At 66.4% G+C, this 25173-nt stretch carries 25 protein-coding genes and 1 tRNA gene; 14 read left to right on the forward strand and 12 right to left on the reverse strand.

Annotated features, from left to right (window positions below; genetic code table 11):
- Positions 1 to 44: 44 nt before the first annotated feature.
- The 5 genes from ACEQZ0_RS07865 (at position 45) to ACEQZ0_RS07885 (ending at position 5673) form a co-directional block, all read left to right on the forward strand.
- Positions 45 to 1553 carry a peptide MFS transporter gene (locus ACEQZ0_RS07865; protein WP_370190884.1) on the forward strand — a complete coding sequence of 503 codons (1509 nt, stop codon included), beginning with the start codon at positions 45 to 47 and terminating at the stop codon, positions 1551 to 1553.
- A gap of 105 nt (positions 1554 to 1658) precedes the next feature.
- Entirely contained in the window at positions 1659 to 3041 is a 1383-nt protein-coding gene (locus ACEQZ0_RS07870; RefSeq protein ID WP_370190102.1) for an amidohydrolase, read from the forward strand.
- On the forward strand, positions 3038 to 4426 hold the full coding sequence (locus ACEQZ0_RS07875) for an amidohydrolase family protein (RefSeq protein WP_370190104.1): 1389 nt from the start codon (positions 3038 to 3040) through the stop codon (positions 4424 to 4426). The genes ACEQZ0_RS07870 and ACEQZ0_RS07875 overlap by 4 nt, the downstream gene beginning before the upstream one ends.
- Positions 4427 to 4436: 10 nt before the next feature.
- A complete protein-coding gene (locus ACEQZ0_RS07880; RefSeq protein ID WP_370190106.1) occupies positions 4437 to 4928 on the forward strand; it encodes an FKBP-type peptidyl-prolyl cis-trans isomerase in 492 nt (163 codons plus the stop codon).
- A 64-nt stretch (positions 4929 to 4992) separates the two neighbouring features.
- Positions 4993 to 5673, forward strand: coding sequence for an NnrU family protein (locus tag ACEQZ0_RS07885; protein ID WP_370190108.1), 681 nt, complete (start codon positions 4993 to 4995; stop codon positions 5671 to 5673).
- A 39-nt stretch (positions 5674 to 5712) separates the two neighbouring features.
- On the opposite strand, the gene ACEQZ0_RS07890 is transcribed toward ACEQZ0_RS07885, so the two are convergent.
- From ACEQZ0_RS07890 to rpe, 9 genes are all read right to left on the reverse strand, one after another.
- Entirely contained in the window at positions 5713 to 6510 is a 798-nt protein-coding gene (locus ACEQZ0_RS07890) for a crotonase/enoyl-CoA hydratase family protein (protein ID WP_370190110.1), read from the reverse strand.
- A gap of 143 nt (positions 6511 to 6653) precedes the next feature.
- Entirely contained in the window at positions 6654 to 6950 is a 297-nt protein-coding gene (locus tag ACEQZ0_RS07895) for a hypothetical protein (protein ID WP_370190112.1), read from the reverse strand.
- Positions 6951 to 7260: 310 nt separating this feature from the next.
- Positions 7261 to 9183, reverse strand: a complete 1923-nt coding sequence (gene dxs / locus ACEQZ0_RS07900; protein WP_370190114.1) for a 1-deoxy-D-xylulose-5-phosphate synthase — start codon at positions 9181 to 9183, stop codon at positions 7261 to 7263.
- A gap of 76 nt (positions 9184 to 9259) precedes the next feature.
- On the reverse strand, positions 9260 to 9727 hold the full coding sequence (locus ACEQZ0_RS07905) for a Fur family transcriptional regulator (protein WP_370190116.1): 468 nt from the start codon (positions 9725 to 9727) through the stop codon (positions 9260 to 9262).
- Positions 9728 to 9763: 36 nt separating this feature from the next.
- Positions 9764 to 10444: a peptide-methionine (S)-S-oxide reductase MsrA gene (gene msrA, locus ACEQZ0_RS07910; protein WP_370190118.1), complete on the reverse strand. Its 681-nt coding sequence runs from the start codon at positions 10442 to 10444 to the stop codon at positions 9764 to 9766.
- On the reverse strand, positions 10444 to 10575 hold the full coding sequence (locus tag ACEQZ0_RS07915) for a hypothetical protein (protein ID WP_370190119.1): 132 nt from the start codon (positions 10573 to 10575) through the stop codon (positions 10444 to 10446). Before ACEQZ0_RS07915 ends, msrA begins: the two co-directional genes overlap by 1 nt.
- Before the next feature lie 110 nt (positions 10576 to 10685).
- Positions 10686 to 12272: a bifunctional phosphoribosylaminoimidazolecarboxamide formyltransferase/IMP cyclohydrolase gene (gene purH / locus ACEQZ0_RS07920; RefSeq protein ID WP_370190121.1), complete on the reverse strand. Its 1587-nt coding sequence runs from the start codon at positions 12270 to 12272 to the stop codon at positions 10686 to 10688.
- 5 nt (positions 12273 to 12277) lie between these two features.
- On the reverse strand, positions 12278 to 14053 hold the full coding sequence (locus ACEQZ0_RS07925) for a heparinase II/III family protein (protein WP_370190123.1): 1776 nt from the start codon (positions 14051 to 14053) through the stop codon (positions 12278 to 12280).
- An 80-nt stretch (positions 14054 to 14133) separates the two neighbouring features.
- Positions 14134 to 14796 carry a ribulose-phosphate 3-epimerase gene (gene rpe, locus ACEQZ0_RS07930; protein WP_370190125.1) on the reverse strand — a complete coding sequence of 221 codons (663 nt, stop codon included), beginning with the start codon at positions 14794 to 14796 and terminating at the stop codon, positions 14134 to 14136.
- 270 nt (positions 14797 to 15066) lie between these two features.
- Here rpe and ACEQZ0_RS07935 point away from each other — a divergent pair, with 270 nt between their 5' ends.
- Positions 15067 to 15564 carry a DUF2141 domain-containing protein gene (locus ACEQZ0_RS07935; RefSeq protein ID WP_370190127.1) on the forward strand — a complete coding sequence of 166 codons (498 nt, stop codon included), beginning with the start codon at positions 15067 to 15069 and terminating at the stop codon, positions 15562 to 15564.
- Here the strand turns inward: ACEQZ0_RS07935 and ACEQZ0_RS07940 are convergent.
- From ACEQZ0_RS07940 to ACEQZ0_RS07950, 3 genes are all read right to left on the reverse strand, one after another.
- A complete protein-coding gene (locus tag ACEQZ0_RS07940) occupies positions 15555 to 16451 on the reverse strand; it encodes a hypothetical protein (RefSeq protein ID WP_370190129.1) in 897 nt (298 codons plus the stop codon). The two genes, ACEQZ0_RS07935 and ACEQZ0_RS07940, sit on opposite strands and share 10 nt — an antisense overlap.
- Positions 16448 to 17485 (reverse strand): diacylglycerol kinase family protein, encoded by a 1038-nt coding sequence (locus tag ACEQZ0_RS07945; protein ID WP_370190131.1) that lies wholly within the window; start codon positions 17483 to 17485, stop codon positions 16448 to 16450. Before ACEQZ0_RS07945 ends, ACEQZ0_RS07940 begins: the two co-directional genes overlap by 4 nt.
- A 196-nt stretch (positions 17486 to 17681) precedes the next feature.
- A tRNA-Arg gene (locus ACEQZ0_RS07950) sits at positions 17682 to 17758 on the reverse strand.
- Positions 17759 to 17888: 130 nt separating this feature from the next.
- On the opposite strand from ACEQZ0_RS07950, the gene ACEQZ0_RS07955 reads away from it, so the two are divergent.
- The 8 genes from ACEQZ0_RS07955 (at position 17889) to ACEQZ0_RS07990 (ending at position 25170) form a co-directional block, all read left to right on the forward strand.
- Positions 17889 to 18290, forward strand: a complete 402-nt coding sequence (locus ACEQZ0_RS07955; RefSeq protein ID WP_370190133.1) for a hypothetical protein — start codon at positions 17889 to 17891, stop codon at positions 18288 to 18290.
- 71 nt (positions 18291 to 18361) lie between these two features.
- Positions 18362 to 18841 (forward strand): MmcB family DNA repair protein, encoded by a 480-nt coding sequence (locus ACEQZ0_RS07960; protein ID WP_370190135.1) that lies wholly within the window; start codon positions 18362 to 18364, stop codon positions 18839 to 18841.
- A gap of 48 nt (positions 18842 to 18889) precedes the next feature.
- On the forward strand, positions 18890 to 19606 hold the full coding sequence (locus ACEQZ0_RS07965; protein ID WP_370190137.1) for a sterol desaturase family protein: 717 nt from the start codon (positions 18890 to 18892) through the stop codon (positions 19604 to 19606).
- Complete coding sequence (locus ACEQZ0_RS07970; protein ID WP_370190139.1) at positions 19570 to 20097, forward strand: DUF2141 domain-containing protein; 528 nt, start codon at positions 19570 to 19572, stop codon at positions 20095 to 20097. The genes ACEQZ0_RS07965 and ACEQZ0_RS07970 overlap by 37 nt, the downstream gene beginning before the upstream one ends.
- Before the next feature lie 107 nt (positions 20098 to 20204).
- A complete protein-coding gene (locus ACEQZ0_RS07975) occupies positions 20205 to 22088 on the forward strand; it encodes a hypothetical protein (protein ID WP_370190140.1) in 1884 nt (627 codons plus the stop codon).
- 85 nt (positions 22089 to 22173) lie between these two features.
- Positions 22174 to 23076, forward strand: a complete 903-nt coding sequence (locus ACEQZ0_RS07980) for an alpha/beta hydrolase (protein ID WP_370190141.1) — start codon at positions 22174 to 22176, stop codon at positions 23074 to 23076.
- A gap of 11 nt (positions 23077 to 23087) precedes the next feature.
- Positions 23088 to 24467 carry a M48 family metalloprotease gene (locus tag ACEQZ0_RS07985; protein WP_370190143.1) on the forward strand — a complete coding sequence of 460 codons (1380 nt, stop codon included), beginning with the start codon at positions 23088 to 23090 and terminating at the stop codon, positions 24465 to 24467.
- Between the two features lie 16 nt (positions 24468 to 24483).
- Positions 24484 to 25170 (forward strand): DsbA family protein, encoded by a 687-nt coding sequence (locus ACEQZ0_RS07990; RefSeq protein WP_370190145.1) that lies wholly within the window; start codon positions 24484 to 24486, stop codon positions 25168 to 25170.
- Positions 25171 to 25173 lie beyond the last annotated feature (3 nt).

Raw genomic sequence — 25173 nt, forward strand, 5'->3', positions numbered from 1 at the left:
TCGCCGGCCACCCCAAAGGCCTATTCGTCCTCTTCTTCGCCGAAATGTGGGAGCGCTTCTCCTATTACGGCATGCGCGCGCTGCTGATTTTCTACCTCACGCAGCACTGGCTCTTCAGCGATGAGAAGGCCTCGGTCATCTACGGTGCGTATACTGCGCTGGTCTATATCGCTCCCGTGCTCGGCGGCTATCTCGCCGACAAGTACCTCGGCCAGCGCAAGGCGGTCGCATTCGGTGCCGTGCTGCTCACCATCGGGCACTTCCTGATGGCGTTCGAGGGCGAAGCCGGTACCGGCTACGCTGCGAACCCGATGATCGATGTCTTCTGGGCCGCGCTCGCTTTCATCATCGTCGGCTCGGGCTTCCTCAAGGCCAATATCTCGGTGATCGTCGGCCAGCTCTATCCGCGCACCGACGTGCGCCGCGATGGTGCCTACACGATCTTCTACATGGGAATTAACGTTGGCGCCGCGGTCGGCACGATCATCGCCGGCTATCTCGGCCAGACCTATGGCTGGGCCTATGGCTTCGGTGCCGCCGGCATCGGCATGCTGCTCGGCCTCGTCGTCTTCATCGTGTTCAAGCCGCTGCTCCTCGGCAAGGGCGAGAGCACCGTGCCCGAAAAGCTTGCGGCTCCTTACATGGGCATCAAGTTCGAGTGGTTCCTCTATCTTGTCGGCTTTGCTGCGGTGGCAGTCACCTGGTGGTTGGTCCAGAACCAGGCCGTGGTCGGCTCGATCCTCGGTATTTTCGGCGCCATCCTCGTCGCCTATGTCATCTGGCAGGCGATCAAGATCGGTGGGCACGACCGCGACCGGATCTTTGCCGCGATGTTCCTCATCATCGGCTCGATCCTGTTCTGGGCCCTGTTCGAACAGGCCGGCTCGTCGCTCAACCTGTTCACCGACCGCTATGTCGACCGTCAGGGCGTCTCGGCCTCGATCTTCCAGTCGATCAATCCGATCTACATCATCCTGCTCGCTCCGCTCTTCGCGGCATTGTGGACCTTCCTGGGGCGCAAGGGGCTCGAACCCTCGACCCCGGCCAAGTTCGGCCTCGCGATGATCCAGCTCGGCGCGGGTTTCCTGGTACTGGTGTTCGGTGCGAGTGCCGTCGGAATGGAGAACATGACCCCGGTCATCTTCATCTTCCTCATCTATCTGCTGCACACCACCGGTGAACTGTGCCTCAGCCCCGTGGGCCTGTCGGCCATGAACCGGCTCGCGCCCGCTCACATGGCATCGCTGATCATGGGCACCTGGTTCTTCGCCTCGGCTACCGGGAACTTCGTCGCCGGCCTCATCGCCGCGGCGACCGGTTCGGAAGCGGCTTCGGGCGAAGGCGCCTCGAAGGAAGTGGTGCTCGGCGTTTACAGCCAGATCGGCTGGATCGCGGTCGGGGTCGGTGTCGGCGTCATCGTGATCAGTCCGCTGATCAAGAAGCTGATGCATCTCGATACGCTCAGGGACGACAATGTCGGCGACGACCTGCTCGGCCAGGCCGAAGGCCCGGGCGAACCGCAGGGTGCGGGGATCCATCCCGAAACCCGCTGACGCGGTACCGGTGCCAATCGGCGAAACGCTGGCTGACACCGACAAATGCAATTGACCGGCCGGGCCGGGGCAGCGATGCTCCGGCCCGACTGCATTGGGGGTTCCATGACAAAATACACTTTGCTCGCCTGCGCGGCTGCCTTCGCGGTGGCTGGTTGCTCAACCACTGGCGGGGACGGTGGCGTGGCCTCGGCCTCGTCCAAGGACTGGACTGCGCCGGTCGGCAAGGATGGCAACGCGCCCTTTCCCTCGACCTATCGCCGCTACCCCGGCCGCCCGACCGCGCTGGTCGGCGCGACTGTCTATGACGGCAGGGGCGGACGGATCGAAAACGGCACCGTGCTGCTGCGCGACGGGGAAGTGGCCGCAGTGGGCGATGCCGCGCTGTCGACCGAGGGCTACGACCGGATCGACGCGAGCGGCAAGTTCGTCACCCCCGGCGTGATCGACATCCACTCGCATCTCGGCGACTATCCAACCCCCAGTGTCCAAGCGCATTCGGACGGCAACGAAGCGACCAGCCCGATGACTCCCGAAGTCTGGGCCGAGCATTCGGTCTGGCCGCAGGACCCCGGCTTCACCCGGGCGCTGGCCAATGGCGGGGTGACCAGCCTGCAGATCCTCCCCGGTTCGGCCAACCTCACCGGCGGGCGCTCGGTCACACTCAAGAACGTGTCCTCGCGAACGGTGCAGGGGATGAAGTTTCCCGGCGCGCCCTACGGCATGAAGATGGCCTGCGGCGAGAACCCCAAGCGCGTCTACGGCGGCAAGGGCCGCATGCCTTCGACCCGGATGGGCAATTTCGCGGTCAACCGGCAGATGTGGCTCGATGCGCAGGCCTATGACGGCAAGAAGCGCGATCTCGGCAAGGAGACGCTCAAGGGTGTGCTCGACGGCGAAATCCTCGTCCACAACCACTGCTACCGCGCCGACGAGATGGCGCTGGTCATGGATATGGCCAAGGAGATGGGCTACAAGGTCACCGCTTTCCACCACGCGGTAGAAGCCTACAAGATCGGCGATCTGCTGCGTGAGAACGATGTCTGCAGCGCGATCTGGGCCGACTGGTACGGCTTCAAGATGGAAGCCTATGACGGGATCCTCGAGAACGCGGCCTTCCTGCGCCAGGCGGGTGCCTGCGTGGTGATCCACTCGGACGATGCCAACGGTATCCAGCGCCTCAACCAGGAAGCGGCCAAGGCCCAGGCCGCCGGTCGCCGGCTGGGCATCGACATACCCGACGCCGAAGTTGTCGGCTGGTTCACCTACAACGCTGCCAAGGCGATGGGTATTGCCGAGATGACCGGCAGCCTCGAGCCAGGCAAGATGGCGGATGTCGTCTTGTGGAACGGCGATCCGCTGTCGGTCTATTCGCGGCCCGAAAAAGTCTGGATCGACGGCGCGCTGATGTTCGACGCGATGGACCGCAAACGGCGGCCGGTGAGCGATTTCGAGCTTGGCCAGCCGGGCGAAGGAGATGTGAAATGAACCGCGCCCTGACCGCATTCGCCCTGGGCGCCGCGAGCCTGATCGCGCTCGCTTCCGCCGCTCCCGCGCTGGCGCAGGATGTCGCCATCACCAATGCGACCGTGGCCACCGGCGACGGCTCCGAGCCGATCGAGGGCGCGACCGTCGTCGTGCGCGGCGGCAAGGTGGTCGCGGCAGGTCGCGGCGTCGCCGTGCCCGCGGGCATGACGGTGCTCGACGGCGCCGGCAGCTGGGTCACGCCCGGCATCTTCGCCACGGTGACCACACTCGGCCTGTGGGATGTCGGGGCAGTCAGCGAATCGAACGATACGCGCGCGGCGGATTCGCCCTTCAGCGCGGCACTCGACGTGAGCCCGGCGATCAATCCTTCCTCGCAGCACATTCTCGTCCACCGCGCAGCCGGGGTGACGCGGGCCGCCACGATGATGCCGCCCTCGGCCTCGATCTTCGGCGGACAGGGTGCGATCATCGACCTCGGTGCCGACGCCCATGCGGTCACCCGCCCGCGTGCCTTCCAGTTCGTCGACCTCGGCGAGGGCGGGGCACGCCGCGCTGGCGGGAGCCGCGTCTCGGCCCATGCGCTGTTCCGCAACGCGCTGCGTGAAGCGACCAGGCTGGGCGAGGATGCCCGCATACCGGGGCGCTCGTCGAAACGCGGCAATGTCGATCTCGGGGACGATGTCCCGCTCGACCCCCGGCTGTCGGGCAACCCGACCGATCGGGAAGGCGATGTTCTGCTGACCCGTTTCGACGCGGCGGCACTGGTCCCCGTAGTCCGCGGCGAACAGAAGCTCTATGTCGGCGTCGAGCGCGCCTCGGACATTCTTAGCGTCATTGCGCTCAAGCGCGATTTCCCGCGGCTCGACCTCGTTCTGGTCGGGGCGAGCGAGGGATGGCTGGTGGCGCGCGAGATCGCCGCAGCGGGCGTGCCGGTAATCGCCGACGGGCTCGACGATCTGCCGCAGAACTTCGAGGAACTCGCCAGCACGCAATCGAACGTCGGCCGGTTGGTCAAGGCCGGCGTCCGCGTGGCGATCAATGCATCGGCAATGGAGAACCCGCGCAATCTCAACCAATATGCCGGAAACCTCGTCGCGCTGACCCGTGTGCCGGGCGCCGATGGCCTCAGCTGGGGCCAGGCCTTCGCCGCGATCAGCGCGGTGCCCGCCGCGATCAGCGGCATGGGCGGCAAGGCGGGGGTACTGGCCCCCGGCGCGCTGGGCGACCTGGTGATCTGGGACGGCGATCCGCTCGAGGTCGGTTCGGTCCCGGTGAAGGTTTTCATCGACGGGGTCGAGCAGCCGCTCGAGAGCCATCAGAGCCGCCTGCGCGACCGCTATCGCGACCTCGATACGAGCGACCAGCCCAAGGGTTACGACTGGTAGGATGAACGAGATGCGCACAACCATGCTCGCGCTCGGCGCCGCAATCCTCGCCGTCGGCGGCTATGCAGCCTTCGCGCAGGACAACCCGCCCGACCGGTCGCAGGACATCGCCTGGATGAACGCGCAGCAGGCCTATCTGGCCGAGCTGGACGCTAGGGGCGGCTGGCGTTTCATGCCGGGCGGGCTGCGCTGGCGCTATGTCGAATACGCCGGCAGCGACGTGCACCCCACGGTCGAGGACACGGTGACGGTGCATTATGCCGGCACCTTTATCGACGGCGAAACCTTCGATTCCTCCTATGATCGCGGCGAACCGGCCACCTTCCCGCTCGGGCGACTGATCAAGGCCTGGCAGATGGCGATCCCCGAGATGGGCGTGGGCGACACGATCGAGATCGCCGCCCCCGCCGATCTCGCCTATGGCGCGAGCGGCAAGGGGCCGATCCCCGGCGGCGCGACGCTGCTGTTCAAGGTCGAGCTCATCGGTATCGAGGGGCGCTGAGCCAAGGCGACTTGCCGCACTGCGCCACTGTGATAGCCTGACCCCCGACCTGGGGGAGGATGCCATGGATCCGCTGCTGTCGCTCGTTGCCGCTTCGACCGCCTTCGTCGGCAGTCATTTCGCGCTGTCGCACCCGTTGCGCGCGCCGCTGGTCGGGACGCTGGGCGAGGCCGGCTTCCGCGTGCTCTATTCGCTGGTCGCGCTGGCAACCTTCGTCTGGGCGGTGATCGCTTTCCGCGCGGTCGGCCCCTCGGGACCGGTGTTGTGGTACGCGATGGGCGACATCGGCTGGACGGTGGCCACGCTGGTGATGCTCGTCGCCTCGGTGCTGCTTGCAGGCTCATTCGTCGGCAATCCCGCGCTGCCCTCTCCCGGTGCGGCCGAGCTCGCCGCACGGGCCCCGCACGGGGTCTTCCATGTGACACGCCACCCGATGATGTGGAGCATCGCGCTGTGGGCGGCGATGCACCTGCTGCTGAGCCCGACCGCACGCCAAATCGTGCTGGCGGGCGCGATCGGCGTACTCGCACTGGTGGGCGCACATCTGCAGGACCGCAAGAAAGAAGCGCTCATGGGCGAGGCCTGGGTCGGCTGGGAAGCGCAAACGAGCTATTGGCCGCGCTTCGGCAGGCTGCTCCGCGCGGGGCCCGCGGCCTGGATCGGCGGCGTGATCATCTGGCTCGCCGCGACCTATGGCCATATCCACGCCAATGGCGTCCCCGCCGGAATCTGGCGCTGGGTCTAGTCCCCGGGCAACGCAGCGATACGGCGGAATTCTCTGGATTTACTGTCCCGTGAAGCTGGGCGCGCGCTTTTCGAGCAGCGCGTCGATCCCTTCCATGTGATCTTCGGTCAGGTGCATCAGAGCTTGTGTATTGGCCGCCATTTCGAGTGCGGTGTCGTAGCCGACGCTGCGTCCCTGCCGCATGAGGTTCTTCGCCTGCCGCAGCGCATGCGGGGGCATGGCGGCGACTTTGGCAGCGAGCGCTCGTGCCTCGTCCATGAGGCTCTCCCCCTCGACCACGCGGCTGACGAGACCCCAGTCGAGCGCGGTGGCCGCGTCGATGACGTCGCCGGTATAGAACAGCTCCGCCGCGCGCGCCTCGCCGATGATGCGCGGGAGGATCCAGGTGCCGCCGTCGCCCGGAATGATGCCGAGCTTGAGGAAGGTGACGCCGAACTTGGCGCGATCGCTCGCGATGCGCATGTCGGCAAGGCAGGCGAGATCGCATCCCAGCCCGATCGCCGGCCCGTTGACCGCCGCGATCAGCGGCACGCGCAGGCCGTAGAGCGCGCGCAGCACCTTGTGGATATTGTTGCGGTACCCATCGGAGATTTCCGGCGCATTCCCGCCGAAGGTCCCGGTCCGCTCCTTCATCGCCTTGATGTCGCCGCCCGCGCTGAACGCCCGCCCCGCGCCTGTCAGGATCACGCAGCGCACGCCCGTGTCGCCATTGATCGCATCGCAGGCCGCGGCAAAGGCATCCCCGTCGCCCGACGCGCCGAGCGGGTTCCTCGTGTCGGGCCGGTTGAGGGTGAGCGTGGTGACGTGGGCGGCGGTGTCGATGGTGAGCAGGGTCATGGGCGGAAGATCCTTTCGCCCACCCCCATGCCACCAGCCAACCGCTTCGTCACCCCGGCCCCCGAGCCGGGGCCAGGCTCCCTTCAAGAGCAGCGCCGGAAGAAGCTGGACCCCGGATCAAGTCCGGGGTGACGACCGAGAAATTACTCGGAAATCCTCTCGTTGCCAAAGAGCCCGATCGGAAGACTGGAGAGCGAGGCGGCGTAGAACACGCAATTTAAAATCTCGGATCCCCCGTCGCGATTTTCCATCAAGCTTTGCATCCACTCAGGCGAGAACGTGAGCACGCTCTGCTCTCGAGTGAAGGCACCTGCTGCTTTTGGACCGCAGGACTCCTCGATCCTTTGAGCCAAGTCATCATCGCTTTCGCCAACCTGGCGCTCGGGCGGATCGGCAAACTCTGGCCTTGCCGCAAACCATGCTTTGTACCGCGCTATCATCTCTGGACGGCTGAAGCGTCAAGGTGCTCGTGGTATCTAAGAGCGAGAGGCGGATCTACTTCGACGACATAGAAGGTCTTGCGCGTCGCGTTGATTAGGCAGTCCAATTGTTCATCGGTTGCCGCCTGAGCGGCGATGCGCACGACATCGCTCTGCAGATCGTCCTCATAGAAAACCTCAACCGACTCGAGCCCGCATGAGCTCGTGCGCTCCGCCATTTGAGCATGGGAGATGGACTGAAAGTCATTCCTTGACTCTGCCGCCACTCCGCCTGCCAATGCGACGATAGCGCTTGCGGCTAGTAGCACAATTAGGCCCGCGCCTCTTCCACGCCAGCCGAGTTGTGTCGCAGCGCATTCAGCACCGTATCGACGATATGCGGCGCGTTGAGGCCCGCCTCGTCATACTGCTTCACCGGGTCGTCCTGGTCCTGGAAGATATCGGGCAGGCGCATGGTGCGCACCTTGAGGCCGCTGTCGGTCAGGCCCTCGTCCGAAGCGAAGGTCAGGACGTGCGCGCCGAGGCCGCCGATGGCGCCTTCCTCGACCGTGACCACGACCTCGTGGCTACGCATCAGCTTTTCGATCAGCGAAGTGTCGAGTGGCTTGGCGAAACGCATGTCGGCGACCGTGGTCGACAGGCCCTTGGCCTCGAGCTGGTCGGCGGCCTTCTTGGCCTCCTCCAGACGCGCGCCGAGCGAGAGGATCGCGACCTTGGTGCCTTCGCGCACGATCCGGCCCTTGCCGATTGCGAGCTTCTCGAGCTTTTCCGGAATTTCCACGCCCGTGCCTGACCCTCGCGGATAGCGGAAGGCGATCGGGCCCTCGTCATATTCGGCCGCCGTGTAGGTCATATGCGCCAGTTCCGCCTCGTCGGCGGCGGCCATCACCACCATGTTGGGCAGCGTCGCGAGATAGGTGATGTCGAAGCTGCCCGCATGCGTGCAGCCGTCGGCGCCGACCAGACCAGCGCGGTCGATGGCGAAGCGCACGGGCAGGTTCTGGATCGCCACGTCGTGGACCACCTGGTCGTAGGCGCGCTGGAGAAAGGTCGAATAGATCGCCGCGAAGGGGCGCATGCCTTCGGCGGCGAGGCCCGCTGCGAAGGTCACGCCATGCTGCTCGGCGATTCCGACGTCGAAAGCCTTGTCGGGATGCGCCTTGGCGAATTTGTCGACCCCCGTCCCGCTCGGCATGGCGGCGGTGATGGCACAGATGCGCGGGTCGGTGTCGGCGAGCTTCGCCAGCGTTTCGCCGAAGACATTCTGGTAGGCGGGCGGGCCGCCGGTCGACTTCTTCTGCTCGCCCGTGACGACGTCGAACTTGGCGACACCGTGATACTTGTCGGCGCTGTTTTCGGCCGGCGCGTAGCCCTTGCCCTTCTGCGTCACGACATGGATCAGTACCGGACCCTGTTCGCTGTCGCGGACATTCTCGAGCACCGGGATCAGGTGGTCGAGATTGTGCCCGTCGATCGGGCCGACGTAATAGAAGCCAAGCTCTTCGAACAGCGTGCCACCGGTCACCATGCCGCGCGCATATTCTTCGGCCTTCTCGAGGCCCGAATGCACCTTGCGGCTGAGCTTCCTGGAGATGCGCGAGGCGAGATTACGCAAGCCCAGATATTCGCTCGAGGAAACCATCCGCGCGAGATAGGCCGAGAGACCGCCTACCGGCGGAGCAATCGACATGTCGTTGTCGTTGAGGATCACGATCAGGCGATTGCCCGCCTGTTCGGCATTGTTCATCGCCTCGTAGGCCATGCCCGCACTCATCGCGCCGTCGCCGATCACCGCGATGCCGCGACCGGGCTTGTCCTGCATCTTGTTGGCCATGGCGAAGCCGAGCGCCGCGGAGATCGAGGTCGAGGAATGCGCCGCGCCGAAGGGGTCGTATTCACTCTCGGCGCGCTTGGTGAAGCCCGACAGTCCGCCACCCTGGCGCAGCGTGCGGATGCGGTCGCGGCGGCCGGTGAGGATCTTGTGCGGATAGCACTGGTGGCCAACGTCCCACACCAGCTTGTCGGTCGGCGTGTCGAAGACGTAGTGGATCGCGGTGGTCAGCTCGACCACGCCCAGGCCCGATCCCAGATGCCCGCCCGTCTGCCCGACCGCATCGATCATCTCGGCGCGCAGTTCGTCGGCCAGCTGGCGAAGCTGGTCCTTCTTGAGCTTGCGGAGATCGTCGGGCGTATCGACCGTGTCGAGCAACGGCGTCTTGGGGCGACTAGTCATGGTGATGCGCTCTACACGCGTCGGACGAAACTGTCGATGAACGCTTTGTCGATGGAAAGGAACGGCCTGGCGGCGCTCAGGCGGCGCATTCGTCGCACAGGCCGCGCAATTCGATTACCGGGCGGACATCGGTAAAGCCCGCATCCCTGCCGGCTTCGCGCAGCGCGCCGGTCACGCGGTCGTCGTCGACATGCGTGGCCTTGCCGCAATCGTCGCAGATCAGGAAGATGCAGTCGTGGCGGCAGCCCGGATGGGTGTTGACGAGGTAGGCGTTGGCGCTTTCGATGCGGTTGGCGAGATTGGTGCGCACGAACAGGTCGAGGATGCGATAGACGCTGTTGGGCGCCACCCGCTTGCCGCGGCTTTGCGAGAGGTTGTCGGCGATGTCGTAGGCGCTGGCCGGCTTGTCGTGCTGGGCCAGTTCCTCGAACACCGACTGGCGCATGCCCGTCCATTGCTCGCCGCTGTCGGTGAGCGTGTGGCGGGCGGCCTCGATCAGATCGTCGCCCCGGTGTTCCTTGTGAGCATGCGCATGTCCGGCCATGGACAGGAGGTAGGACGCAGCGCGCCCTCGCGCAAGCTAGTCGCGCTGGAAGCTCGCCGAATAGACGCCCGGATACATCCGCTTGAGCGCCGCCACCTTGGGCGCGTCCCAGCGCAGGATATAGGCATGGCGCGGGTTCTTCGCGGCGAAATCCTGATGGTAGCGCTCGGCCGGGTAGAAGGCTTGGGCGCGTTCGATCCTGGTGACTATCGGACGATCCCACAGCCTGGCCGCATCGAGCTGTGCGAGATAGGCCTTGGCCACCGCATTCTGTTCGGCGGAGATGGGGATGATCGCGCTGCGATAGTGCGTGCCCGTATCGGGGCCCTGCCGGTTCAGCTGGGTCGGATCGGCGACGACCGAGAAGAAGATCCGCAGCAGCTGGTCGTAACGGATGACGCTCGGATCGTAGGTCACTTTCACCGCCTCGGCATGGTCGGTGACGCCACTGGAAACGAGCTTGTAGGAGGCCTGCCGCTCGGTGCCGCCGTGATAGCCCGAGACCGCGCTCCTGACGCCTTTCACATGGCTGAACACCGCCTCGACGCCCCAAAAGCAGCCCCCCGCGAAGATCGCGGTTTTGAGGCCCTCGCCCTCGCGCGCCACGCGCTTGGCCTTGGGCGCCGCGACCGCGCTTTCCGCTGCAAGGACGGGCTGCTGGCAGGCCGCAACCCCCAGCGCCAGCGCCGCAGCGGCAAGGGCGGCGCGCCCGCGCATCAGAAGATCGCGGCGATCAGTTGCGGTACCGCGCCGAGGATTTCGCCGCTGTTGGAGAGGACGACGGCGATGGCGCCGGCTCCGAAGCCGATGCCGAAATTGCGATAGAGGTCGGGGGTGAACAGGCTCATTGTCGGGTCTTTCGTCAGTCTTGCCGACGTGGTTACACTGGCTGCACTTGCAACCTGCTTAATGCGATGGTTGTGAACGGTTCAGGCGATCAAATGCCCGACCCACTGCCTCAATGGCGGAAATGGCGCATGCCGGTGAAGACCATGGCGAGCCCCTTCTCGTCAGCCGCCGCGATCACTTCCTCGTCGCGGATCGAACCGCCCGGCTGGATGATTGCGGTCGCACCCGCTTCGGCTGCGGCGAGCAGGCCGTCGGCGAAGGGGAAGAAGGCATCCGATGCGACCGCGCTGCCGACCGTGCGGCTCTGGGCCCAGCCGTATTTCTCAGCCGCTTCCGCCGCCTTCATCGCGGCTATGCGGCTGGAATCGCGGCGGTTCATCTGACCCGCGCCGATACCCGCGGTGGCGCCATCCTTGGCATAGACGATCGCGTTCGACTTGACGTGACGTGCCACCGTCCAGGCGAAAAGGCAGTCCTTCAGTTCCCGCTCGGTCGGCTCGCGCTGGGTGACGACCTTGAGATCGCCTTCCGAAATCGCGCCACTATCGCGCGTCTGGACGAGCAGCCCGCCGGTGATCGGCTTGACCAGCAACCCGCCGCGACGCGGGTCGGGCAACTCGCCCGTCACCAGCAGGCGCAGGTTCTTCTTCTTCGCGAAAGCGGCCTTCGCTTCCTCGCTCACCGAAGGGGCGATGACGACCTCGGTGAAGATTTCGCAGATCGCTTCGGCAGTCGGCCCGTCGAGTTCGGTGTTGACCGCTACGATGCCGCCGAAGGCCGAAACGCTGTCACAGGCGAGCGCCTCGTTCCATGAGGCCAGCAGGCTCGATGCCTGCGCCACGCCGCAGGGGTTGGCGTGCTTGACGATCACGACCGCGGGATCGCCGCCGGCGAATTCGGCACACAGTTCGAGCGCCGCATCGGCATCGTTGTAATTGTTGTAGCTGAGCTCCTTGCCCTGGAGCTGCTCGGCCTGCGCAATGCCGCGGCCATGCGGGCCCGAGGGCGTGTAGAGCGCTGCCTTCTGGTGCGGGTTCTCGCCATAGCGCAGCTCGACCGGCGCCTTGCCGTTGACTGCGAGGAAATCGGGAAACAGCTGTTGCTGGTCGGCGAAGGCGAACCATTGGCTGATCATGCTGTCATAGGCGGCGGTGGCGGCGAAGGCCTTGGCCGCGCATGTGCGGCGGAAGGCGAGCGAGGTTGCACCGGTCGCCTCGAGTTCGCCAACAAGCGTGTCGTAATCGGCCGGGTCGGTGACGATAGTGACGAACTGGTGGTTCTTGGCCGCGCTGCGCACCATCGAGGGCCCGCCGATATCGATATTCTCGATGATCTCGTCGCGCTCGGCGCCCTTGGCCACCGTCGCTTCGAAGGGGTAGAGATTAACCACCACGAGGTCGATCGCACCGATCGCATGCGCTTCCATCGCCGCGGCATGCTCGGCATTGTCGCGCACGGCGAGCAACCCGCCGTGAACCATCGGGTGCAGCGTCTTGACGCGTCCGTCCATCATTTCGGGAAAGCCGGTGAGGTCGGAGACATCGCGTACATCGAGCCCTGCTTCACGCAATGCCCTGGCGGTGCCGCCGGTCGATACCAGTTCGACGCCCTTCGCGGCCAGCGCCTTGCCGAGGTCCACCAAGCCGCTCTTGTCGGACACCGAAAGCAGTGCCCGCTTGATCGCCACGTCGGTCATGAATTTTATCCCATGCGTTTGAGCAGCCAGGGGAAGCGTCCCCCGCTGCGCGATGTCAGTCCTTCGACGACCAGCTGCTTGGTCGCACGCGGGCGGCCCTGCCCGTCGACCCAGAGGCTGTCCTCGATCGCGATATGCGCCTCGCCGCTATCGCCTCCGAGGCGGAATTGCCAGTAGCTTCCGTCGGGCAGCGCGAGACCGGCGCCACGGCGATCGTCGGACAGGCCGACATCGATGCCCTGCCCGAGGTGGAAGCGGATGGCAAAGGCGATCTTGCCGCGCTTGCCCTGCCGCCCCGAAGGTTCGAGCACATCCTCGCCAGAAAGCCCGCTGCCGTCGGCGCCGAGCAACAGCGTCCGGCGGTGAATCAGTCCGTAGCGCGCGGCATAGCCGTTGTGCGAGGCCTCGAGCCGCACGGCATCGCGGCCCTTCTGCTTGACCGTGGTCCGCGCAATATCGACTTCCTCGACGCCTTTGCCGATCTGGCCCTTGATCAGGACGGCAGTCGAGTTCGCCTCGTCGAGCACCATGGTCGAATGCGCCGCCGTGCCGCGCAGGCCCTGTTCGATGCGCACGGGGACCAGCCCGCCGGCGAGCTCCGCCCCACCGCAATTGACCACGATCCGCTGGTCGCCATGCGAAAGCTCAAAGGCGAGAGTCGAGGCGCAGCCATAGCGCGCGTGGCGCGAGCGCGGCGGCGGAGCCGCATCGAGCACCAGCGTGGCCTTGCCCGCATCGACGCGCTGGTACCCCCAATGGCGGCTGTCCTTCCCGGGCCGGGCACGCACTCCGCTCGCTGCGACCAGCGCATCGACACGCGCGGCTGAAGTCGCGCCTCCGCCCTGCCAGCTGCCAAGGCCGCGGTCGCCCATCCGCAGTGCGAGCAGCGGGGGCACAAGCAGGCCAAGCATTGTCTCGAGCGCTTGCGGAGGTTCGCGATCGACTGCTTCGTAACAGGCACGCAGATCGACCAGCAGCGCGATCGCTTCCATCTGCGCCAGCGGGCTGCGCGACAGCACCCCGCCATCTTCGCCGACCAGCTCGCCCAACGCACGCAGCAAGCCCGCCTCGCCGAACAGGCGGCGCGGGCGACCATCGGGCAACAGCAGGCCCGCAGCGACGATCGCGCACCAGCCGGAGACCTGGCCCAGACCGTCCTCCGCGCGGGAAACCTGCCGGTCGAGGTAGCGCGCACTCGCCTCCATCGCCGCCAGCGCCTCGCCCCGCAGCTTGGCGTCCCCGCCCAACAGGAGTGGCGCGTGGACCAACCATGCAAGCAACCGCAGCCCGGCGTGTTCGACCGTCCAGGCGGGCCCCTTGCCGGGCTGCGGGTTGGCCTTGAGCCACCGCGCGAGCAGCTTTTCGGCGATCCCGGCGCAATCTTCACGCGGCGCGCAGGCGGAGAGATCGCGCAGCCAGGTGAAGCCTTGAACCACGCGCTGGACCGGCGGGGTCAACGGCGCGCTGCTGGCGAAATCGACCTTGTCGACGGGAACCTTGAGGCCGTGGACGAGAAATTGGCCCGCGCGCAGCGCCATGCCCGCGGCCCGTTCGCCGCCCAGCGGACTGGCGACCGTGGCCAGCAGCCGCGGCGCGGCGGGCTTGCGCAAGGGCGCCGCGAGCACCGAACCAGGTACGCCGAGGCGATAGGCCCAGCGCAGCATGCTGTCGATCGGCCCGGTGCGCGGCGGCTGCAAATCGGACAGGACCAGCGCGCGCGCCGGCTCGAGCGGAATGGCTTCGGGAAGCGGAGGCGCCTCGTCGACAAGCGGTTCGGTCAACCCCTTTAGCGGCAACGCAGGTGCGGCCACCTCCTCTGGCGCGTCGGTCTCCTCGCGGAGAAGGATGCGCGCCCCGGAACTCACTTCCGGCCCTTAAGCGCGGCGATGTTCGCCGCGTAATTGCCCGGCCCGCCCTTGAAGGTAGCCGATCCCGCGACCAGCACGTCCGCCCCCGCATCGACACACAGCCGCGCGGTTTCCCGATTGACGCCGCCGTCGACCTCGAGGTGGATCGGCTTTCCCAGCGCATCGATGCGCTTGCGGATCGCCTCGACCTTCCGCAGCTGCGAATGGATGAAGCTCTGCCCGCCGAAGCCCGGATTGACGCTCATCACGAGAACCAGGTCGGCATCCTCGAGAATGTAGTCCAGCGCCTCGACCGGGGTGCCGGGGTTGAGCACCACGCCCGCCTTCTTCCCCAGTGCGGTGATCGCCTGCAGCGTACGGTGGATATGCGGCCCCGCCTCGGGGTGAACGGTGATGATATCCGCCCCGGCCTCGGCGAAGGCTTCGAGATAGGGATCGATCGGGGCGATCATCAGATGAACGTCGAACGGCTTGTCCGTGTGCGGACGCAGCGCCTTCACCACCGCCGGGCCGATGGTGATATTGGGCACGTAATGCCCGTCCATCACGTCGACATGGATCCAGTCGGCCCCGGCGGCGTCGATCGCGCGCACTTCCTCGCCCAGCGCGGCGAAATCGGCGGACAGGATCGAAGGGGAAATCAGCGGAGTCGTCATGCGGGCGGCGGCCTTGGGTCGCGAAATATGCTGGCTTGCCCTACGCGCGCGAAAGGAGGGTTAACAAGCAAGCGCGGGAGGCTTTTCCACATGGACCGCGTCGCGCGGTTCAGCTTGTCACGGCAGAAACGAGCGAAAGACTGAATAGTGCGCAGTCTAGAAATTCAGCCGCAATTCAGCGCAATTTGCTAAAACGCCGGTTAAATCGTGGGGCTCGGCGACCGAATGGTCTGCCGCAATGGCCCTCCCAGTGAGAAACGGATTGCAATCATGACCCGCACTATCTTCGCCACCGCCGGTCTCGCCGCGCTCGCCCTCGGCGGGCTTGCAGCTCCAGCGCTGGCTGCGGCACAATATCGCCAGAAGATTTCGAACGATGCCGCAAAATGCGCCGCCGGGGCCGGCCCCGCGGTGCGCGTGACGGTCACCGACATCAGGGAAAGCAAGGGCACTATCCGCGTCCAGAGTTATCGCGCAACCAAGGAAGACTGGCTCGAAAAGGGCAAGTGGATCTATCGCATGGAAGCCCCCGCCAAGGCGGGGTCGATGAGCTTTTGCATGCCGCTCCCCGCGCCCGGCACCTATGCCATCGCTGTGCGCCACGATCTCAACGGCAATGGCAGCACCGACATCTTCACCGATGGCGGAGCCATGTCGAACAACCCCAGCCTCAACATCTTCAATCTCGGCAAGCCGAGCTACAAGAAGGTTGCCTTCGAGGTCGGCAGCGGAGTCCAGGCGATGTCGATCCGCATGCGCTACCGCTGAGCGCGGCGCCTGCGCCACAATTCGAGCAGCGCGCCGGGCGCGGCCAGCAACGGGTGTTTCGCCCGGAAGGGCGTGACCTCGAGCGCGATGCCGGTATGCCGGTGGAGCTTCCATGCGGCGTAATCCGCTGCGCCGTCGAATGTGGTGGTCGCCTTGGCCAGCCGCAGCAGGTTGAGCGGCTTGCCCAGCCGTCGGCGCCGCCGCCACCAGCCGAGAATGGCCGTACGTCGGGCGGGAGCAAGCGCCGGACGGAAGAGTTCGCCATCACGCGCGAATCCGATCCCGCCAGCCTCCCATGCGAGCGGCAGCAGCCCGTCGAAATGCGCCGCATTGACCTCGAGGATGGCGTTCTCGCGCCCCGGCTGCTCGATGCGGAATTCGGCGCGATAGGTAGCGCGGAACAGCGCCCGCCAATAATCCTGCGCCGTCCCAGCCGGCGGGCCGACGGCCGCGGCGAGGCGTCCTGCGGTGGCAGCCGATTCGCACAGCGCCTCGAGCACAGCGTCGCGTGCAGCTCCGTCTTCGGCCCAGACCAGCGCCGACGGCTGGACGAATCGCGCCCAGATCGTCGTGTCGCGCGACTCGCCACTCGCCGCGCGGGCGAACTGCGCAAGCGACATGGTTGCGATCTTGGCGCGCAGTCGTTCGCCCGCATTGTCCCATACGCGATAGGCGACGCGCGGCCAGATCATCTCGCGCTGCTCGCCCGGAAGCAAGACATAGAAATCGAGCACGCCTTCGAGCGAGCCGGTTCGCAGGTTCGAGCCATAGAACAGCACCGCCCGTGCTCCGGCCTCCTCGCCGAGCAGGCGGGCAAAGGCCGCGACTTCGCCGCGCACCGGGCTATCGAGCGCGGTGGCGATGCGCTGCGCGAGCGCCGTGCTCACGGGCTGATGAAGGTCAGTTCGGGTCCCTGTTCGACGCGATAGCGCCCCGCAGGAAAGGCCTCCCCATCGAGGATGACCGGTTCGGCCACCTCGATCGCCAGCGCCTCGGCGTCGAGCTGGTGCAGCCCGGCCGTGGCCAGCCAGGCCGGACGCCAGCCGGTCAAGATTGCCGGCAAGGCGGCGAGCAGCCGGCGCCGCGGCCGGTCGAGCGCGACGAGCTTGAGGCCCGGGCGCGGCTTCCCGAACAGTTCGACGCCCATCGGCATGCGCTCGAGCGTCGAGGCGAGCATCACGCTGCGCCGTGCCGGATCGCTATGTGCCGACCGCGGCACCGGCTCGCCCGATGGCTCGAAACGCAGCGCCATCTCGGTCCCGCGCCGCCATTTGTTGCGATTGGTGCCGAACAGGGCCTGCATCACCCCCCAGGCGCCGGTTGCGGCGACCGCCAGGCTGTTGAAGAAACCGAGCGAGTGTGCCTCTTGCCCCGCCTCGATACCCAGCGTGAACGCTCCGGCGCCGAAGATGAAGCCGAGCATCGGCGGACCCGGGTCGTCTTCGCGGCTGACCGCGAGCGGGCGACGCAGCAGGCGGCGGCCGGTGGCATAGGCGGCGATTGCACCTTCGAGCGACCAGTCGGCCGGTGCGCCGAGATCGACGTTGAGCGCATTGGTCTTGCCCTTGGGCAGCACGGCGATGGCCGGCCAGCGGTCGGCAAAGACCGCCTGGCCCATGGTCAATACGTCGCGCACCGTGCCGTCGCCGCCGTTGATGACGAGGAAGTCGATCCCGTCCTGCGCGAAACCCGCCAGCGCATGGGCAATCTCCTCGCGCGTGCGCGGCTGGGCGACCATGATGCTTCCCGCGCCGGTGCAGGCGAGATCCTGGCCCTTGTTGCGGTGGCTGCGCGGGTTGTAGATGATGCCGATACGCGGTTCGGGCACGCGCGGAGCGCGATAGATCGACCGCCGCTGCGGCGCGGGCATCGCCGTCTGGCGCAGCGGCAAGCTGTCGAAATTGTAGATTACCCGGTCCATGACGCTCGTGCCTTATTCGCCCCCGCGCGCGCCTACCTAGGACATTTTCGCCAAATTGTAATGGTGTCGCACGGGAATCTCGACTTGCACCACGGCAAAGGACCCGACTGGCGCGCAGGAGCAAGGTCGAGCCGTCCAGCCGCGCAGCGCTCCGCCCCTCCGAAATCGACTGCAAACCGAGAAACGTCGAACAAGCTGGCGCACCCGACAGGATTCGAACCTGTGGCCTCTGCCTTCGGAGGGCAGCGCTCTATCCAGCTGAGCTACGGGTGCATGCACGCGATGCGGGCGAGCGGGGCGCTTAGCAAAGGCGGCGGGCGCTCGCCAGCCCAAAACGACCCAGCACGAATCCTGCGGCTGGCGTTAGGCTTTTCATAAGACTGGCGGCCTAGTTCATGACCCTATGAACGCGCCGTCACACGAGTTCGACCTGGCCCAGGCCACCATGCTCCCGCCAGCCTCGCCGACCGGGCCGCGCACCGCTCCCGATCTCGAATTGCTCACCGAACAATGGGAAGCGGTTCATGAAGCGGCGGACGCCATCGCCGCACTTGCCCAGCTCGCGCACGAGCCCCCCACCGCCGACATCGCCGGATTGCCAGGCCGTTCCGCGCGTATCGGCGGCTGGACGTACGAGATGACCGCGCGCGGCATCGACGATCTCGCCGCCTTCATGCAGCCCGGCCTGCGGGCACTCGTCGCACTTACCGCCAAGGGGCAGGACACGACTGCGGCCGCGCTCACCCTGTGGCGCGAGTTCCATACCGCGCGCGCGGCGCTGCTCGACCTTTCCGAAGCCGGTTAGCCTGTTTCCAATGCGACCGCCGGGCCCCGAGAGGGCTTGACGGTGTTCGTGCTCTGTTCCAAATCGTTGGCATGACGGATTCGCAGGCGGATGCCACCACGGCGGCCATCGTGGCACGCGGGATCGCCCGGCTCTTCGCGCGCAACGACATCTGGTGCCTCGCGGAAATGCCGCTGCGCAACGGGCGCCGGGCCGACCTGATGGGGGTCGACCCCAAGGGGCACGTGATCATCGTCGAGATCAAGGTCCAGCGCGGCGACCTGCTGGGCGACGGCAAATGGCCCGACTATCTCGACCATTGCGACCGCTTCTTCTGGGGCGTTCCGCCGGGGCTCGACCGGGGCCCGCTCGACAGCGCGGACTATCGCCCCGATTGCTGCGGGATCGTCGTAGCCGACGGCTATGACGGCGAGATCCTGCGCCCCGCCCCGCTCCATCCGCTTGCCGCGGCGCGTCGCAAGGTCGAGGTCGAACGGCTCGCCCGCACCGCGCTGCGCCGCGCGACCGTGGCCCTCGATCCGCGATGCGCACCCTGGGGCACGCCAGACTAGCGATCGCCTGTTTCGCCGGACGCCGCGCGCGGCTAGTGTCGGTTTGCGATGCTCACCGCCATCATCCTGTCCGCGCTTGCCATGACCGCGATCGTCGCGCTGCGCTATCTTGCGACCAGCGGCCTGTTCGCGCTGGTCACCGATCGCGTGCGACCGGGCTATCACGCGAAGCTTGGCGCGCAGATCCGCCGCGAGATCGGCTGGTCGCTGGCCTCGGCGGCGATCTACGGCATCCCCGCGGGCGTGGTCGCATGGGGCTGGCAGGAGCGGGGCTGGACGCAGATCTACAGCCGGTGGGACGCCTACCCGCTATGGTATCTCCCGCTTGCTCCGCTGATCTACCTGCTGGCGCACGACACCTGGTTCTACTGGACGCACCGCTTGATGCATCGCCCGGCGTGGTTCCGCACGATGCATGCGGTGCACCATGCCAGCCGCCCACCGACCGCCTGGGCCGCGATGAGTTTTCATCCGTGGGAAGCGCTGACCGGCGCGATCGTGATCCCCACGCTCGTCGTCTTTGTCCCGATCCATGTCACCATGCTCGGCCTCGTGCTGCTGGTGATGACGGTCATGGGGGTGACCAATCACATGGGGTGGGAGATTTTTCCGCGCCGGCTGGTTCACTCGAGGTTAGGAGGGTGGCTGATAACCGCCAGCCACCACCAGCGCCATCACGAAGAGTATCGATGCAATTACGGCCTCTATTTCCGCTTCTGGGATCGGGCGTGCGGGACCGATCGCGGCCTCAGCGCCTCCGCCTGAGCCGCGCCCGGGACCGATCGCGGCCTCAGCGCCTCCGCCTGAGCCGCGCCGCCACGCTGGCGCTGCTTCCTTTCGGCACCGCGCTCGCCGCCGCTGCGCCCGCTGGCACCGATGGCGCGACGATCACCGTCACCGTCACCGGACTGCGCAATGCCGAGGGTGTCGTACGCGCCTGCATGACCAGCGACGAGGATCGCTTTCCCCGCTGCCGCGGCGTGCCGGGTGCCTATGGCGCGACGACTGCGGCACAGGCGGGCAGTGTGACCTTCACCTTCACCGGCGTGAAACCGGGTCGCTATGCCATTGCGCTGCTCCACGACGAGAATGGCAACGGCAAGGCCGATCGCGCGCTTGGCATGATGCCCAAGGAGGGTTTCGGCTTCTCGCGCGATGCCAAGGTAAGGATGGGGCCGCCGCGCTTTTCGGAAGCCGCCTTCGATATCGGTAGCGAGAACCGCGCGCTGACAATCCACATGCGTTACATGCTATGAAATCGGCCGGTGCCGAGTGGCGCCATGGTTAACAAGTTTAACCCTATTTTTACCTCGCCACCTGCATAGCCTTTCCGATTAGGCAGACCCCGCGAAAGGTGGACGCAGTGATAGACAGGCTGGGCGGATTTTTCGGCTCGCGCGACGAGGAAGACGACTTCGACGATGCGGAAGTCGAAGACTACGGCGCCGACGTCGAACCGCCGCCCTCGCCTGTCGGACAGGACGAGCGCCGCATGCAGGTGCGCGCCTACAACCACTGGGCAAGCCTGCTGGGCGACCGCAACTTTCCGCATATCGACGAATTGCACCCCGACACGCTCGATGATTTCGGCCCCTATTCGGTGCTGCTCGACCTGACGCAGGACATCGAGGATCCGCGCCTGCGCTATGTCGGCCAGGAACTGGTCGGGGAAAGCGGATCGGAGGGGACGCCGGCGAGACTTTCGGCGGTGCCGAGCCGGTCGGTGCTTAGCCGCCTTACCGATCATTACATGCAGATTCTCGCCAACCAGGCACCGATCGGCTTCGAGGCCGAATTCGACAATGCCGCAGGCGCCAGCATGCTCTACCGCGGCATATTGCTGCCCTATTCGAGCGACGACGAGACGGTCGACTACATTTACGGCGTAATCAACTGGAAGGAAATGGCCGACCGCCAGACGGCCGATGCGTTGCTGCTCGAGCTCGACCAGGCACTCGGTACCGCGGAAGATGAGCACGAAGCCGCTTTCATGGACAGGCTCGAGGCCGCCGAGACGCTGAGCGAGAGCGTAGGCCAGGGCGAAGACATACTCGAACTCGGTCGCGCAGAAATGATGGAACTTGCCGGTGGCGATCAGGGCGGACTGCCGCGCCCGGCCTTCGGCACGGCCGAGGGCGCGGATGGGCATATCCCCGCAGCCAGGAATTCGACTCCGCTTGCGGCGCGCCTCGATGCACTCGGCAACCCGATCGGCGGCCACGCGGCATATGACGAGACCGGCGACGAAGACGAATTCGACGCCACGATGAAGACCGCCGCCGATTACGGCTTGCCCGACTGGGACCAAGAAGACGAAGGCGAAGAAGATGTCGACGATGTGATCGACCCGCTCGCCGATGAAGAAGCCTCGAGCAGCCTCGTCGCTCTGGTCAATCGCGGCGACCGTACCAAGAAGAGCGTCGATCTTACGCTCGGCGAGGGCATGCCCTCGCCGGATCCGTCCGAGAGGGATGCTGACGCCTACCCTATCCCCGAAGCCTATGTTCCCCCGCCCGCACCGCCGGCCGAGGCCACGGTGGCAGAGACAGACATGGCAAGTGCCGCCGATCGGCAGTCCGAAACGGAGGACAACGAACAGGTCGACGATACCGCCTCGGACTGGCCGGGTGAGGAAAACACGCCCGAAAACCTCTACGACGCGCTCGCCGCGGCGCGCGAACTGGCGCAGGCCGCGCAGAACACCGAGGATCGCAGCCGCAAGACGCTCTACGAGGCAGTCGGCCGCGCCTATGATTTCAGCATCGAGGCACAGGGCGATCCCGCCGGCTTCGACGAGCTGCTTTCCGAAAGCGGGCTGACCGTGCAGGACCGGGCTCCGATGACGCCGGTGGTGAAGCTGGTGTTCGGGGCCGATTACGACAAGACCCGTCTGACCGAATACGCCGCGGTGCTGATGCATGGGCACCGACTGGGAATCGAGCGCGGCAAGCTCGCCGGTTTCCTGCGCGAGGCCGAGGGGGGGCTCAAGGGCGTGGTCCAGGCCGAGCGCCGCGCGCGCAGGGAAGAGCAGGGCAAGCCGGCCGAAGAGAAGAAGGTCCTCCGCGCCAAGCTCGCCGAAAAACTGCGCGCCATCGAAGCGCTCTCGCTCGCCGAACTCAACGAAGACGGTGCCGAATTCGCGCTGGTGATGATCCGCCGCAATGAGAAGGGCGCGATCGAGGTGCTCGGCGAAGTTCCCGAAGACATTCCGCTGGTCGAACGCGCGGCCCGCAAGCTGCTCGGCTAGCTGGACAATTCGACAGAAGGCCTTGTCGTCCCCGCAGCGTAAAGGCTAGCCCCACCGCGATACGCAACCGGGAGTGCGACGCGGCATGAAGATCCTGCTCGGCGGCCTTGCCGCGATCCTTCTGGCAGGGATCGCTCTGCTGCTGGCGATCCGAAACAATGGCCCCGCCGTACTCGATGCCTTCGACCGGCTGACCGGTGGGACGCGCGGCACCAGGCTGGTGGCGAAGGCGCAATATGGCTCGCATCCGGCACAGAAACTGCGCATCTACGCCCCTGCCGACACAGACGGCCCCCTGCCGGTCTTTCTCTTCGTCCATGGCGGGAGTTGGAGTTGGGGCGATCCCGACGACTACAATTTCATCGCGCGTGCGATCGCACCGGCAGGGTTCGTCGTCGTGCTGGCCGGATACCGGCTGGGCGAGGAGGGGCGCTACCCAGTCATGCTCGAGGACACCGCTGCGGCGGTTGCCGAGACGGTTCGGCTTTCCCCGCGCTTCGGCGGCGATCCCCGCCGCATCGTGCTGGCCGGCCACTCGGCAGGCGCCTACGACGTCGTACAAGTCGCACTCGAAACGAAATGGCTGGCCGCGAGCGGGGTGAAGCCGCGTGGAGTGATCGGCCTCTCGGGTCCATACGACTTCTATCCCTTCGACAAGCCCTCGACCCGCGCCGCCTTCGGATCGGTCGGCGCCGGTGCCGAAAGCCAGCCGATCAACCACGCCCGCCGCGACGCGCCGCCCGCGCTGCTGATCCACGGCGAGGAGGACACGCTGGTCAAACCGCGCAACACGCGTGCACTGGCAAGCGCGCTGGAACAGGCCGGTGCATCGGTCGAGACGCGTTTCTATCCCGGCTTCGATCACAATGCGCCGCTGATCTCGCTCGCCAGCCCCTGGCGCGCACGGCGCGACGTCGATGAGGCGGTGATCGATTTCGCGCGCCGGGTAAGCGAGGTTTCAGTTCCGGTTCAGGCCGAAACGCCTTAGGCTGAGCCTCAATGCGCCTGATCGCCCGCCTGCTCGCCCTGCTTGCCGCCACCGTTCTCGCGGCGCAGCCCGTTGCCGCACAGAGCATCTTGCGCGATGCCGAGACCGAGGCCTTTCTCGACGAGATTTCCGCCCCGCTGATCGAGGCCGCGGGTCTCGAACCCGAGAATGTCGACATCGTCCTGATCAACGATCCCACGATCAATGCCTTCGTCGCCGGCGGACAGGCGGTCTATATCCATTCGGGACTGATCGAAGCGGCCGATTCCGCCGAGGAGGTCCAGGGCGTGATCGCCCACGAACTCGGCCATATCACCGGGGGGCATGTGCTGCGCTATGGCGAAGGCGCGGCCGCCGCGACCAAGATCTCGCTGCTGTCGATGATCGCCGGAATCGGCGCCGCGCTGGCGGGTGCGGGCGATGCCGCGATGGGCATCATGATGGCCGGTCAGCAGGCAGCCATGGGCAAGTTCCTCGCCTTCAGCCGGACGCAGGAATCCTCCGCCGACTTCGCCGGGGCGGAGTATCTGTCAAAGGCGGGAATTTCGGGGCGCGGTTCGCTCAGTTTCTTCGGCAAGCTGCTCAACCAGGAATTCCGCTACGGCTACAGCCAGAGCGACGAGGCGGGCTTCTATCGCACGCACCCGCTGTCGGGCGACCGCATCTCGGCCCTGCGCGAGGTCTACGAAAAGGACCCGGCGTGGAACCGCCCCGCCAATGCCCACAACCAGGATCATTTCGAACGCGTGAAGGCCAAGCTGGTGGGGTATATCTCGAAACCATCGGCAACGCTGCGCGACTATCCCGAAACCGACCAGAGCGTGCCCGCGCTCTATGCGCGCGCCTATGCCTATCACCAGAACGCGCGCGTCGACCTGGCGCTCGCGGCGGCCGACCAACTGCTCGCGATCGATCCGGACGATCCCTATTTCCTCGAGCTCAAGGGGCAGGTGCTGCTCGAATCGGGCCGTCCCGAGGAAGCACTCGACCCCCTGCGCCGCGCGACAGAACTGACCAATGCCGAACCGCTGATCGCGGGGCTCTTCGGCCACGCGTTGATCGCCACCGAGGACAAGGACAATTACGAAGAGGCCGAGCGCGTGTTGCGCGCTGCCGTCGGCCGCGACCGCCGCAATCCCTTCGCCTGGTACCAGCTCGGCGTGGTCTATGCCGAGCGCGGCGATACAGCCCGCGCCCGACTGGCCTCCGCCGAACAGCAGGTCATGAGCGGCCAGTACGGATTGGCGCTGCGCAGTGCGCAGGCGGCCGAGGCGGGGCTCGATCGTGGTACGCCGGACTGGATTCGCGCGCAGGATATCGGCATGCAGGCGCGCGCCTTGATCGAGCGCCAGTGCGAAATGGAGCGCGGGCGCAATTGCGCGCCGGGCTGAGCGACGAAGGATTTTCATGAAGAACCACCTGCTGACCGCGCTGATCGCGCTGGTGTTCGGCATCGCCGGGGCCGGCCTGTGGTCGCTTTCCGGTCTCGGCAACAGTCAGACGCGCGACTATCTGATCGCCAATCCGCAGATCCTGCCCGAGATGGCCGAGGCCTATCAGCGCAACCAGGCGAAGGACAGGCTTGCGCAGGTCTCGGACGAGGTGAAGCAGCCCTTCCCGGGGGCGGTGCTGGGCAACCCGAAGGGTTCGAAAGTGCTCGTCAAGTTCACCGATTACGGCTGTACCTATTGCCGCCAGTCGATCCCCGGCACCGACAAGCTGATCGCCGAGGATCCGGAGCTCAAGGTGGTGATTCGCGAATGGCCGATCTTCGACGGCAGCGAACAGGCCGCCCGCATGGCGCTCGCCGCAGCGAAGCAGGGCAAATACGGCGCCTTCTTCCACGCCATGTTCGAACAGGGCCCGCCCAGCGCCGCGAGTATCGAGCGCGCGGCAAAGATCGCCGGGCTCGATCTGGCCGCAGCGCGAGACTTCGCGGCATCGGACGAAGCGACGGCAGAGCTCGCCCGCAACATGGCCTATGCCCGCCAGCTGCAATTCACCGGCACGCCGAGCTGGATCGCCGGCAATGAAGTGATCGAGGGGATGGTCCCGCCCGAAAGGCTCGCCGAAGCGCTCGACGCCGCGGGCTAGGCG

It is taken from the genome of Qipengyuania sp., from assembly GCF_964227205.1.
GTDB lineage: Bacteria > Pseudomonadota > Alphaproteobacteria > Sphingomonadales > Sphingomonadaceae > Qipengyuania.

Bases quoted from the DNA above. Each gene is read 5' to 3' on its own strand.
- ACEQZ0_RS07865 (WP_370190884.1), top strand. From the start codon at position 45: ATGTGGGAGCGCTTCTCCTATTACGGCATGCGCGCGCTGCTGATTTTC.
- ACEQZ0_RS07870 (WP_370190102.1), top strand. From the start codon at position 1,659: ATGACAAAATACACTTTGCTCGCCTGCGCGGCTGCCTTCGCGGTGGCT.
- ACEQZ0_RS07875 (WP_370190104.1), top strand. From the start codon at position 3,038: ATGAACCGCGCCCTGACCGCATTCGCCCTGGGCGCCGCGAGCCTGATC.
- ACEQZ0_RS07880 (WP_370190106.1), top strand. From the start codon at position 4,437: ATGCGCACAACCATGCTCGCGCTCGGCGCCGCAATCCTCGCCGTCGGC.
- ACEQZ0_RS07885 (WP_370190108.1), top strand. From the start codon at position 4,993: ATGGATCCGCTGCTGTCGCTCGTTGCCGCTTCGACCGCCTTCGTCGGC.
- ACEQZ0_RS07890 (WP_370190110.1), bottom strand. From the start codon at position 6,510: ATGACCCTGCTCACCATCGACACCGCCGCCCACGTCACCACGCTCACC.
- ACEQZ0_RS07895 (WP_370190112.1), bottom strand. From the start codon at position 6,950: ATGATAGCGCGGTACAAAGCATGGTTTGCGGCAAGGCCAGAGTTTGCC.
- dxs (WP_370190114.1), bottom strand. From the start codon at position 9,183: ATGACTAGTCGCCCCAAGACGCCGTTGCTCGACACGGTCGATACGCCC.
- ACEQZ0_RS07905 (WP_370190116.1), bottom strand. From the start codon at position 9,727: ATGGCCGGACATGCGCATGCTCACAAGGAACACCGGGGCGACGATCTG.
- msrA (WP_370190118.1), bottom strand. From the start codon at position 10,444: ATGCGCGGGCGCGCCGCCCTTGCCGCTGCGGCGCTGGCGCTGGGGGTT.
- ACEQZ0_RS07915 (WP_370190119.1), bottom strand. From the start codon at position 10,575: ATGAGCCTGTTCACCCCCGACCTCTATCGCAATTTCGGCATCGGCTTC.
- purH (WP_370190121.1), bottom strand. From the start codon at position 12,272: ATGACCGACGTGGCGATCAAGCGGGCACTGCTTTCGGTGTCCGACAAG.
- rpe (WP_370190125.1), bottom strand. From the start codon at position 14,796: ATGACGACTCCGCTGATTTCCCCTTCGATCCTGTCCGCCGATTTCGCC.
- ACEQZ0_RS07935 (WP_370190127.1), top strand. From the start codon at position 15,067: ATGACCCGCACTATCTTCGCCACCGCCGGTCTCGCCGCGCTCGCCCTC.
- ACEQZ0_RS07945 (WP_370190131.1), bottom strand. From the start codon at position 17,485: ATGGACCGGGTAATCTACAATTTCGACAGCTTGCCGCTGCGCCAGACG.
- ACEQZ0_RS07955 (WP_370190133.1), top strand. From the start codon at position 17,889: ATGAACGCGCCGTCACACGAGTTCGACCTGGCCCAGGCCACCATGCTC.
- ACEQZ0_RS07960 (WP_370190135.1), top strand. From the start codon at position 18,362: ATGACGGATTCGCAGGCGGATGCCACCACGGCGGCCATCGTGGCACGC.
- ACEQZ0_RS07965 (WP_370190137.1), top strand. From the start codon at position 18,890: ATGCTCACCGCCATCATCCTGTCCGCGCTTGCCATGACCGCGATCGTC.
- ACEQZ0_RS07980 (WP_370190141.1), top strand. From the start codon at position 22,174: ATGAAGATCCTGCTCGGCGGCCTTGCCGCGATCCTTCTGGCAGGGATC.
- ACEQZ0_RS07985 (WP_370190143.1), top strand. From the start codon at position 23,088: ATGCGCCTGATCGCCCGCCTGCTCGCCCTGCTTGCCGCCACCGTTCTC.
- ACEQZ0_RS07990 (WP_370190145.1), top strand. From the start codon at position 24,484: ATGAAGAACCACCTGCTGACCGCGCTGATCGCGCTGGTGTTCGGCATC.